11 protein-coding genes are annotated in these 10,662 nt (G+C 69.9%); 9 read left to right on the top strand and 2 right to left on the bottom strand.

Translation table 11 applies throughout. The annotated features are described in order from the left end of the window. Positions 1 to 156 precede the first annotated feature (156 nt). A complete protein-coding gene (locus tag WBG06_RS20815) occupies positions 157 to 1,401 on the top strand; it encodes an acetyl-CoA hydrolase/transferase C-terminal domain-containing protein (RefSeq protein ID WP_336738882.1) in 1,245 nt (414 codons plus the stop codon). A gap of 19 nt (positions 1,402 to 1,420) precedes the next feature. Beyond that, positions 1,421 to 2,125: an HAD family hydrolase gene (locus tag WBG06_RS20810; RefSeq protein WP_336738881.1), complete on the top strand. Its 705-nt coding sequence runs from the start codon at positions 1,421 to 1,423 to the stop codon at positions 2,123 to 2,125. A gap of 220 nt (positions 2,126 to 2,345) precedes the next feature. Here WBG06_RS20810 and WBG06_RS20805 read toward each other — a convergent pair whose 3' ends face one another. After that, complete coding sequence (locus WBG06_RS20805; RefSeq protein WP_336738880.1) at positions 2,346 to 2,813, bottom strand: DUF4439 domain-containing protein; 468 nt, start codon at positions 2,811 to 2,813, stop codon at positions 2,346 to 2,348. After that, positions 2,810 to 3,247 (bottom strand): hypothetical protein, encoded by a 438-nt coding sequence (locus WBG06_RS20800; protein ID WP_336738879.1) that lies wholly within the window; start codon positions 3,245 to 3,247, stop codon positions 2,810 to 2,812. Before WBG06_RS20800 ends, WBG06_RS20805 begins: the two co-directional genes overlap by 4 nt. Positions 3,248 to 3,415: 168 nt before the next feature. On the opposite strand from WBG06_RS20800, the gene rimP reads away from it, so the two are divergent. The 7 genes from rimP to truB all read left to right on the top strand — a co-directional run bounded on the left by rimP (position 3,416) and on the right by truB (position 10,570). Beyond that, on the top strand, positions 3,416 to 3,898 hold the full coding sequence (gene rimP, locus WBG06_RS20795) for a ribosome maturation factor RimP (RefSeq protein WP_442945489.1): 483 nt from the start codon (positions 3,416 to 3,418) through the stop codon (positions 3,896 to 3,898). A 6-nt stretch (positions 3,899 to 3,904) separates the two neighbouring features. Continuing rightward, entirely contained in the window at positions 3,905 to 4,882 is a 978-nt protein-coding gene (nusA, locus tag WBG06_RS20790; protein WP_336738877.1) for a transcription termination factor NusA, read from the top strand. 2 nt (positions 4,883 to 4,884) lie between these two features. After that, complete coding sequence (locus tag WBG06_RS20785; RefSeq protein WP_336738876.1) at positions 4,885 to 5,727, top strand: alpha/beta fold hydrolase; 843 nt, start codon at positions 4,885 to 4,887, stop codon at positions 5,725 to 5,727. Positions 5,728 to 5,786: 59 nt separating this feature from the next. Then, the gene (locus WBG06_RS20780) at positions 5,787 to 6,149 is read left to right on the top strand and encodes a YlxR family protein (RefSeq protein WP_336738875.1); all 363 of its coding nucleotides are present in this window, start codon (positions 5,787 to 5,789) and stop codon (positions 6,147 to 6,149) included. Positions 6,150 to 6,241: 92 nt separating this feature from the next. Then, positions 6,242 to 9,142, top strand: coding sequence for a translation initiation factor IF-2 (infB, locus tag WBG06_RS20775; RefSeq protein WP_336738874.1), 2,901 nt, complete (start codon positions 6,242 to 6,244; stop codon positions 9,140 to 9,142). A 94-nt stretch (positions 9,143 to 9,236) separates the two neighbouring features. Continuing rightward, positions 9,237 to 9,698 carry a 30S ribosome-binding factor RbfA gene (rbfA, locus tag WBG06_RS20770; RefSeq protein WP_336738873.1) on the top strand — a complete coding sequence of 154 codons (462 nt, stop codon included), beginning with the start codon at positions 9,237 to 9,239 and terminating at the stop codon, positions 9,696 to 9,698. Further along, positions 9,695 to 10,570: a tRNA pseudouridine(55) synthase TruB gene (gene truB / locus WBG06_RS20765; protein ID WP_336738872.1), complete on the top strand. Its 876-nt coding sequence runs from the start codon at positions 9,695 to 9,697 to the stop codon at positions 10,568 to 10,570. Before rbfA ends, truB begins: the two co-directional genes overlap by 4 nt. The last annotated feature ends 92 nt before the right edge of the window (positions 10,571 to 10,662 follow it).

Below are 10,662 nucleotides of genomic sequence, written 5' to 3'. Positions count from 1 at the left end.
GCCCCCCCCCCCCCCCCGCCCGGGGGGCGCCCGCGCCCCCCCCCCCCGCGGGGGGGGGGGGGGGGGCCCAAAAACCTGTTTTTCCGCCCCCCCCGACTGCATCCTCGACCGTCGATTCCACCGATTCGAAGGGTGCGTTGAGGCAGGATCGGTCCCATGACGGGGGACAGGATTCTTGACGCCGCGCTCGTCGCGCGCGTGATGAGCGGCGCGGAGGCGGCCGCGCAGATCGGCCCGAGGGAGACCTTGGCGTTCTCAGGGTTCGCCGGCGCCGGCCGCCCGAAGGCGGTGCCGGAGGCGTTGGGCGAGGTCCAGGAGTGGCCCGCGGGGATCGACGTACGACACTCACGGGTCGCCCAGCACGCCCTCTCCGGGTTCTACGGCGCCCTCGACGTCGCGGTGGTCGAGGTGGCGGCGGTCCTGCCCGACGGGCTGCTGGTCCCGGGGAGCAGCGTCGGCAACAGTCAGACCTGGCTCGACCTCGCCGACACGGTGATCCTCGAGGTCAACAGCCGGCACCCGCGTGGTTACGAGGGGTTTCACGACATCCATCACGGGCCCCGGCTGCCGCTGCTGCGGGCGCCGATCCAGCTGACGACGCCGATGCAGAGGATCGGCGACCCGTTCATGCTCGTCGATCCGGCCAAGGTCGTCGCCGTCGTCGAGACCGATCGCCCCGACGAGGGGACACCGTCGAGCCCGATCGACGAGTTGAGCCGGACGATGGCCGACCTCGTCGTGGACTTCCTTCGCCACGAGGTACGCCACGACCGGCTGCATCGCAGCCTGCTCCCGCTCCACGCCGGTGCCGGGCCCGTCCCCGACGCGGTCCTCGCCGGCCTCCAGAAGGCAGAGTTCGAGCACCTGACGGCCTACACCGACACCATCCACGACGGTCTCCTCGACCTGCTGGACTCGGGGAAGCTCATCGGGGTCTCGGCGACCTCCTTGGCTCTCTCCGAGGCGGGCTCCCGACGGTTCGACGGCGACGTCCACCACTACAAGGGCCGGGTCCTGCTGCGACCGCAGGAGATCTCCAACCATCCCGAGGTCATCTGCCGCCTCGGGCTCATCGCGATCGACTCGATGACCGAGGTCGACATCCACGGCAACGTGAACGCCGTCGACGGGTCCAGCGACTTCGCGGGCAACGCCCATCTCAACTTCTTCGTCGCGCCCTCGACGACCGAGCAGGGCACGGTCTCGCGGGTCGTGCCGTCCGTCAGCCGGGTCGACCACACGGCCCACGAGGTGCAGGTCGTCGTCACCGAGCAGGGGGTCGCGGACCTGCGCGGCCTCTCGCCGGCCGCTCGGGCGCGCCGGATCATCGACAGCTGCGCCCACCCCGACTTCCGCGAGCAGCTCACCGAGGCCGCAGAATCGGCGCGACCGTACCGCTGAGCGCCGCTAGGGTCGGGCCATGGCGATCGACGCGGTGATCTTCGACTGGGGCGGCACGCTGACGAAGTGGCACGACATCGACTTCCATGCGGAGTCGCTGGCGCTGGCGCAAGCGGTGAAGGGCGCCTGCGACGACGACCACCCGGTCAACGCGACCAGGCTCCATCAGGCCGGCGACACGATCTGGGCGAGGAGCCGTGACCTTCAGCAGAGCTCGACGATCGGCGACCTCTTCACCGAGGCGGGTCTCGAGCACGACCCCGACCTGCTCGCCGCCTACTACGAGTTCTGGGAGCCGCACACCCTGACCGATCCCGAGGTGCGGCCGTTGTGGGAGGCGCTCCGCGCCGACGGCGTACGTGTCGGCGTGCTGTCCAACACGATCTGGCCGCGCGGGTGGCACCGAGGGTTCTTCGAGCGCGACGGGGTGGTGGACCTGATCGACGGTGACGTCTACACCTCCGAGGTGCCGTGGACGAAGCCCGCCGAGGAAGCGTTCGGGGCGGCGATGGACGCGGTGAAGGTCTCGGATCCGTCTCGATGCGTCTACGTGGGCGACAGGCTCTTCGATGATGTGTACGGTGCTCAGAAGGCTGGCATGCGGGCGATCCACATCCCGCACAGCAACATCCCGATCAGCCAGCTCGGCCACAGCGAGGGCTCCCCGGACGCCGTCGCGCAACGACTGGGCGACATACACCAGATCATTCGCTCCTGGGAATGACGCCGGGAAAAGTTGCAAGTTCTTGCAATGCGTATTTGCGGGTCTGGGCCATTCTGAGCGGGGATTGCATACTTCTGCAAGAGAGGTTCAGCCCCCAGGCGAACTTCTCAGGCCTCGTGTCCAGGCCACAACCTGGCCCGCGAGCCGCCCGGTCTCGGGAGACATCTCGGGAGTCTCCCGCGCCGGACGGTTCGCGGGCCATCTTGGTTTTCGGTCCGGCTCAGGTCCCGGGGAACGCTGTCGGCTTGGCGCCCAGGTCGAGCTGTCGCGCGGCTGCGCGACAGAGGAGCTGGATCAGCAGCACGCGGTCGGTGCCGGTCGCCTTCGGGACCAGCGAGAGATAGGTCGCGGTGATGTCCCGCTCGAGCCGCAGTGCTGCCGCGTTGATACCGGCCGTGGAACCGAGCCGACCGGGCAGGTCGTAGACAGCGGAGGGTGCGACCGGCTCGATCCCGGCAGCCACCACCTGCGCGGCCAGGGCCTCGCGGGCGTTCACATGGTCGTCGTAGGCGGTCGCGAGCGCTTGCGCCAGTGCCGGCGCCGACGAGGAGGAGGTGCGCCCGCCCAGGGCGCCGAGGACGTAGATCGCGGAGTGCTCGACCGCGAGCGCTGCCTGGACGGCCTCTGTCGAGGTGGACGTCGACGTGGACGTCGAGGTGGACGTCGAGGTGGAATCGGCGGTCGTCATGCCAGCCCCCGTCCGTGCAGGAGCTGCTGCTGGCCGGCTGCTGCCGAGGCGAGGAGCGTGATCAGCTGCGGGTCGACGGCGCGCCCGGCAGCGGCGGTGAGCGTCGTGACCAGGGCGAGCTCACGCTCCTGCCAGGTTCCTTCCGCCGGGGCAGCGGTCACGCCCTCGGTCGGAGCGAGTGCCTCGATGTGTATGCGATGGAGCCGGGCGAACTCCGGCGGGGCGCCCTTGTCGGCACCGAGCATCTCGGCGACCGTGGCATCGATCACACTCTGGTCGGGGTTGGCGGGGGCCGGGGGAGTGCTCGGTGGGGGTGCTTTGACAGGATCCAGCATCTCCGAGGCCGAACACGCCGAGGCGGCCAACGGGGCAACCACGGCGACACCCACAGTGGTGCGCCGCGAGAGCATCCGAAGGGCACGTGCGCTGGTCACGTGAGGAACCCTAACGACACCCGGTGGGAGTCGCGTCGGCGGCTTTCCAACACAGCCGCGCGGCGTTCGAGACACCCGAGGCGTACAGGTATGGTGTCACCAGAGGCGCCGCGTGCTCGGAGGCGCACCACAACAGGACCAGACAACAGGATGCAGGGGGAGATCGCGTTGAGTGCTGAGCGGAAGGACGCGATCGCGAGTGCCATCGAGGAGGCCCTCGCCGACCCGCTTCTGGCCCTGGGCCTCGATATCGAGGCCGTCGAGATCACACCTGCCGGCAAACGCCGGATCCTGCGGATCGCCGTCGACAAGGACGGTGGGATCACCCATGAAGAGGTCACCGATGCGACCCGTGAGGTCAACCGGGTCCTCGACGAGTCCGACGTCATGGGCGAGCAGCCCTACACGCTCGAGGTGACCTCTCCCGGGGTCGACCGGCCGCTGACCCTGCCGCGCCACTGGCGCCGCAACAAGGGTCGCCTGGTCAAGGTCACCGCAGCCGATGGGTCCACGTTCACCGGACGCGTCAAGGAGTCCGACGAGGAACGCGCGAGTCTCGAGGTGAGCGGCAAGCGCCGCGAGGTGGCGTACGCAGACGTGAAGAAGGCGCTTGTGCAGATCGAGTTCAAGCGGATCGACGAGGGGGAGTAGTAGGCCATGGACATCGATATGAGCATCCTGCGGATGCTGGAGCGGGAGCGGGAGATCTCGCTCGATGTGCTCGTCGAGGCGATCGAACAGGGGCTGTTGACGGCCTACCACAAGACCGAGGGTGCCCAGACGAAGGCGCGGGTCGACCTGGACCGCAAGACCGGCCACGTGCGCGTGCTCGCCTCCGAGGTCGACGACGAGGGCAATGTCGTCGGGGAGTACGACGACACGCCCGAGGGTTTCGGCCGCATCGCCGCGACCACTGCCAAGCAGATCGTGCTGCAGCGGCTGCGCGACGCCGAGGACGACGTGAAGTTCGGCGAGTTCTCCGGCAAGGAGGGCGACATCCTCTCCGGCGTCATCCAGCAGGGCCGCAACCCTGACGACGTGCTCGTCGACCTGGGCCGGCTCGAGGGTGTCATCCCGCTCTCCGAGCGCGTGCCGGGCGAGGACTACAGCCACGGCACCCGGATCAAGGCGCTGGTCGTGAGCGTGCGCAAGGGCATGCGCGGCCCGCAGATCACGCTCTCGCGCTCCCACCCCAACCTGGTCAAGAAGCTCTTCTCCTTCGAGGTCCCCGAGATCGCCGACGGCACCGTCGAGATCTCCGCGATCGCCCGCGAAGCCGGCCACCGCACCAAGATCGCGGTCAAGTCGACCGTGGCCGGCGTCAACGCCAAGGGTGCCTGCATCGGCCCGATGGGCCAGCGGGTCCGTCAGGTGATGTCGGAGCTGCAGGGTGAGAAGATCGACATCGTCGACTGGTCCGAGGATCCGAAGGTGCTCGTCGCCTCCGCGCTCTCGCCGGCCCGGGTCTCCTCGGTCCAGATCATCGACGAGGCGACCAAGTCGGCTCGTGTCGTCGTGCCCGACTATCAGCTCTCGCTGGCCATCGGCAAGGAGGGCCAGAACGCCCGCCTCGCCGCCCGCCTGACCGGCTGGCGCATCGACATCCGCTCCGACGAGGAGACCCCGGTCGCCTGATCGTGCGCGAGACCGCCCTGACCAGCCCCGAGGGTGTCCTGCTGGAGCCTGAGGGCGCGACCGCCGGTGTGCTCGTCCTCTCCGGGTCCTCGGGGAGGATCGAGACCGACCGGTGCCGCATGCTCGCCTCCCACGGCGTCGCCGCCGCCTCGATCCGCTACTTCGGTGGTCCGAGGCAGCCGGACGAGGCGCGGCTGATGCCGCTGGAGACGTTCGACGACGTCCTCGCCGACCTGCACGCCCGCTACGAGCGACTGGTCGTGCTCGGGACGTCGTGGGGCGCCCAGGCGGCGCTGCTGCTCGGCACCCTGCACCCGGAGATCGACGCGGTGGTCGGGATCTCCCCGACGTACGTCTCCTGGGCCGGGCTCAGCGAGGAGCGGCCGCAGCGGTCGTCGTGGACGTTGCGTGGCCAGCAGGTGCCGTTCGTGCCTTTCGACGACGAATCCGCCGAGGAGGCCGTGAAGGAGGCAGGCGGGGAGCTCCCGTCGTTCTGCGAGGCCTACCTCTCGGCCCTGGAGAAGTACGCCGACCGGGTGCCCGCCGCGACCATCCCGGTCGAGCGCATCCGCGGTGAAGTCGTCCTGGTCGCCGGGGGAGACGACGCGCTGTGGCCCTCGGTCCTCTTCGCCGAGACGGTCCGGCGGCGGCGTACGGCTCATGACCTGGAGACGATCGTGGTCACCCACCCGGAGGCCGGTCATCGGGTCGTGCTGCCCGGGGAGCCGGTTCTCCCGCCGAGTAGAAGGCTCGCGTGGGGCGGCTCGGAGGCGGCCGACCGTGAGCTCGGGATGCTGGCCTGGCCGGAGATCGCCGCCGTTCTGCGCGGAACGGTCACGGAATAAGAACGACCTGAGCCCCGGTTTCGTCTACCGAACCCCGGAAGCGGTAGTGTTAAGGATCGGTGGCACGCTTCGAAGAACCTGCGCAGGACGGACCCGTCCGTACGTGTGTGGGTTGCCGGAAGCGAGCCGCCAAGCGCGAGTTGTTGCGGGTGACCGCCGGCTCGGACCCTGACGGCCAACCGGCCGTGGTGCCCGATCCGACAGCCACCGCACCCGGGCGGGGGGCGCATGTGCACCCCACGCGTGAGTGTTATGAACTCGCGGTGCGCCGGAAGGCGTTCACCCGGGCCCTGTTCCCGCAAAGGAAAGGGGCTGTGGGCGGGCTTTCCAGCGCACCGGTGGGGGACTACCTCGACACGCGCCAGACATCCACGACCGTCGCCGACGGTCATCTGACCAGGAATTGGAGCAAAAGCTCATGAGCACTCGATGAGTACTTCGCGATGAGCGTGTTCTACATCCACTAGTGGTCACAGGTTTACCCGGATTTGGGTCTGTGGCCAGAAGGAGAAGCGTGGCTAAGACCCGAGTCCACGAACTCGCCAAAGAGTTCGGAGTCGAGAGCAAGTTCGTTCTCGAGAAGTTCAAGGAGATGGGTGAGTTCGTCAAGTCGGCGAGCTCGACCGTCGAGCTGCCTGCGGAGATGCGTTTCCGCAAGGAGATCGGCCCCGGCCTGAAGGCCGGCGGCAAGGGTGGTTCCGCGTCCACGGACGAGAAGACCGCCCCCAAGCCCGGCCCCAAGCCGGCAGCCCCCAAGCCCGCGGCCCCCAAGAAGGCTGCGGACAAGGCGCCCGAGAAGCCTGCCGAGGAGCCCGCGGCGAGCAAGCCTGCTGCGCCCAAGCCCGGCCCGAAGCCTCCGGCCAAGAAGGCCGAGGCTGCGCCGGCAGCCCCTGCGGCGTCGGCTCCGGCCGCGCCCAAGCCCAGCCAGGACGCGTCTGCTGACCGTCGTCCGGCCGCCCCGAAGCCCGGTGCGCCCAAGCCCGGCGCCCCGAAGCCCGGTGCTCGTCCGCAGACCCCCGCTGCTCGCGGTGGCGCGGGTGGTGCCGGTCGTCCGGGACCGCGTCCGGTCGGCAAGCCCGGTGCTCCGCGCCCGGGCAACAACCCGTTCTCCTCCAACCAGGGCATGGGGCGTCCGCGTCCCGGCGGCCAGGGTGGAGGTCAGGGTGGCCAGGGCGGTGCCCCGGCCGGTGGCGACCAGCGTCCGCCGCGTCCTGCCGCTGCCCGTGAGGGTGGCCAGACCGGTGGCCGTCCCGGCATGCCGCGTCCCAACCCGGCGATGATGCCGAAGTCCCCGGCCGCGTTCGGAGCCCGTCCTGGTGGCGGTCCCGGCGGTCGTGCCGGTGCCCCGGGTCGTCCCGGTGGCGGCGGTCGTCCGGGCGCCGGTGGGCGTCCCGGTGGCGGCGGCGGTGCCGGTCGTCCTGGTGGCGGCGGCTTCGGCGGCGGTCCCGGTGGCGGTCGTCCCGGTGCCGGTCGCCCCGGTGGTCGTGGAACGACCCAGGGTGCCTTCGGTCGCCCGGGTGGTCCCTCGCGCCGTGGCCGGAAGTCGAAGCGGGCGCGTCGCCAGGAGTTCGAGGCCATGGAGGCCCCGACGATCGGTGGCATCCGCGTACGCAAGGGCAACGGCGAGACCGTGCGTCTCGCCCGTGGTGCCTCGCTGACCGACTTCGCCGAGAAGATCGGCGTCGACCCGGCTCAGCTGGTGCAGATGCTGTTCGGCCTCGGTGAGATGGTCACCGCGACCGAGTCCGTCAACGACGAGACCCTCGAGCTGCTCGGTGAGGAGCTCAACTACGTCGTCCAGGTCGTCTCCCCCGAGGACGAGGACCGCGAGCTGCTGGAGTCCTTCGACATCGAGCTCGGCGACGAGGGCGACGAGTCCGACTGGACGGTCCGACCGCCGGTCGTCACCGTCATGGGTCACGTCGACCACGGTAAGACCAAGCTGCTCGACGCCATCCGTGACGCCAACGTCATCGAGGGCGAGGCCGGTGGCATCACCCAGCACATCGGTGCCTACCAGGTCTCGACCGAGGTCGACGGCACCGAGCGCAAGATCACCTTCATCGACACCCCGGGTCACGAGGCGTTCACCGCCATGCGTGCTCGTGGTTCGCAGTCCTCGGACCTCGCGATCCTCGTGGTCGCGGCCGATGACGGTGTGATGCCGCAGACCATCGAGGCGCTCAACCACGCCAAGGCGGCCGGTGTCCCGATCGTGGTCGCGATCAACAAGATCGACAAGCCGGAGGCGGACCCGACCAAGGTCCGTGGCCAGCTGACCGAGTACGGCCTCATCCCCGAGGAATACGGCGGCGACACGATGTTCGTCGAGATCTCGGCGAAGTCGCGGATCAACATCGACGGCCTCCTCGAGGCGGTCGTGCTGACCGCCGACGCCTCGCTCGACCTGCAGGCCAACGCCAGCCAGGACGCGCAGGGCATCGTCATCGAGGCTCACCTCGACCGTGGCCGCGGCCCGGTCGCGACCATCCTGGTCCAGCGCGGCACGCTGCGCGTGGGTGAGTCCATCGTCGCCGGCCCGGCCCACGGCCGCGTCCGCGCGATGATCGACGAATACGGTCACGAGATCACCGAGGCGACCCCGTCGCGTCCGGCGATGGTCCTGGGTCTCTCGGCGGTGCCGGGTGCCGGTCAGAGCTTCCTGGTCGTCGAGGACGACCGGATGGCTCGCCAGATCGCCGAGAAGCGCGAGGCACGCGAGCGTGCCGCGCAGCAGGCCAAGCGCCGCGTACGTCGCACGCTGGAGGACTTCATGGCCTCCATGGAGAAGGGCGAGAGCCAGGAGCTCAACCTCATCCTCAAGGGCGACGTGTCCGGTTCGGTCGAGGCGCTCGAGGACGCACTGGCCAAGATCGACGTCGGCGACGAGGTCGGCATCCGGGTCATCGACCGCGGTGTCGGTGCGATCACCGAGACCAACGTCGACCTGGCGGCTGCCTCCGACGCGATCATCATCGGCTTCAACGTCCGCCCGCAGGGCAAGGCGACGGAGCTGGCCGACCGCGAGGGTGTCGAGATCCGCTACTACTCGGTCATCTACCAGGCGATCGAGGAGATCGAGGCGGCCCTCAAGGGCATGCTCAAGCCGGAATACGAGGAGAAGGTCCTCGGCCACGCGGAGATCCGTGCGATCTTCCGCTCGTCGAAGGCCGGCAACATCGCGGGTTGTATGGTCACCGACGGTGTCATCCGCCGCAACGCCAAGGTTCGCGTCCTGCGCGACGGCTCCGTGGCGGCCGACAACCTCGACCTTGCCTCGCTGCGCCGTGAGAAGGACGACGCCTCCGAGGTCCGCGAGGGCTTCGAGTGCGGTCTGGTCCTGAAGAACTTCCAGGACATCAAGGAAGGCGACATCGTCGAAGCCTTCGAGATGGTGGAGATTCCCCGAGGCTGAAGCGGTCAGCACAGCTGAACCAGCCTCTGACGTTGGCCGGGTCGCAGTCGCGGCCCGGCCAACGTCTCGATTTGCTTCGATCATTTGAGAGAGTGTGAACATGAGTAGCCCACGCGTACGTCGGATCGCGGACCGGATCAAGGTCGTCGTCGCCCAGATGCTGGAGCGGCGCATCAAGGATCCGCGGATCGGCTTCGTCACCATCACCGATGTGCGCGTGACGGGCGACAGCCAGCACGCGACGATCTTCTACACCGTGCTGGGCGCGGACTCGGAGGCCGAGCTGGCCGGCACGGCCGCGGCGCTGGAGTCGGCCAAGGGGCTGATCCGCTCCGAGGTCGCCAAGCAGCTCGGCACCCGCACCGCGCCGACGCTGGAGTTCATCCACGACGCGCTGCCGGAGACGGCTCGCCACCTCGACGACGTCCTTGCTCGCGCCAAGGCGCAGGACGACGCGGTCGCTGCGGCCCGTGGGGAGACCTACGCCGGGGAGGCCGACCCCTACAAGAAGCCTCGTGAGGCCGAGTGGGATGAGGACGAGGACGAGGAGGAGTGACCTCCGCAGTCTCCGGGCTGGTCATCGTCGACAAGCCCGCCGGCGTGACCTCCCACGACGTCGTCGCGCGCGTGCGGCGACTGGCTGGCACCCGCAAGGTCGGGCATGCCGGCACCCTGGACCCGATGGCCACCGGCGTACTCGTCCTGGGGATCGAGCGCGCCACCCGGCTCCTCGGCCACCTGATGCTGACCGAGAAGTCCTACGACGCGACCGTGCGGCTCGGCCAGAGCACCACGACCGACGACGCCGAGGGTGAGCTCGTCGCGGCGGTGGCCGCGGGCGGGCTGGCCGCCGAGGACGTGCGCAGCGCCTTCGATGCCCAGGTCGGCGACATCCTCCAGGTGCCGACCGCGGTGTCGGCGATCAAGGTCGACGGCAAGCGCGCCTACCAGCGCGTACGCGACGGGGAGCAGGTCGAGCTCAAGGCCCGGCCGGTGACGGTGCACGAGCTCACCGTCGGCGAGATCCGGAGCGAGGGCGACCTGGTCGATGTCGACATCTCCGTACGCTGCTCCAGCGGCACCTACATCCGGGCGATCGCTCGCGATGTCGGTGAGGCGCTCGGGGTCGGTGGCCACCTGACGATGCTGCGCCGCACCGCGGTCGGCCCCTACGGCCTCGACGTCGCCAAGACGCTCGACGAGCTCGCCGACGAGTTCGCGACGCTGCCGCTGGCCGACGCCGCGCGCGCTGCGTTCACCCCGTATGACCTCTCCGCGGAGCAGGCCCAGGACGTCCGCTTCGGACGCAAGCTCGGGCTGGCGCTCGACGGGCTCACCGCGGTCTTCGCCCCTGACGGCGAGTTCCTGGCGCTCTACGAGCCGGCCGGGCCCGAGACCGCGAAGGCGACCGCCGTCTTCGTCGGCTGACCCCCACGCCGAGACGTCGCTCCCCGCGGGCGCCGGGGGGGCCACCGCGGCCCTCGCCCCCCCCCGGCGCCGGGGGGGCCCCCCCGGGGGGG

Source organism: Nocardioides sp. CCNWLW239, from assembly GCF_037137035.1.
Taxonomy (GTDB): Bacteria; Actinomycetota; Actinomycetes; order Propionibacteriales; family Nocardioidaceae; genus Nocardioides.
The sequence above is the reverse complement of the archived record's forward strand: the minus strand, read 5'-3'. Positions and strand labels throughout refer to the sequence as shown.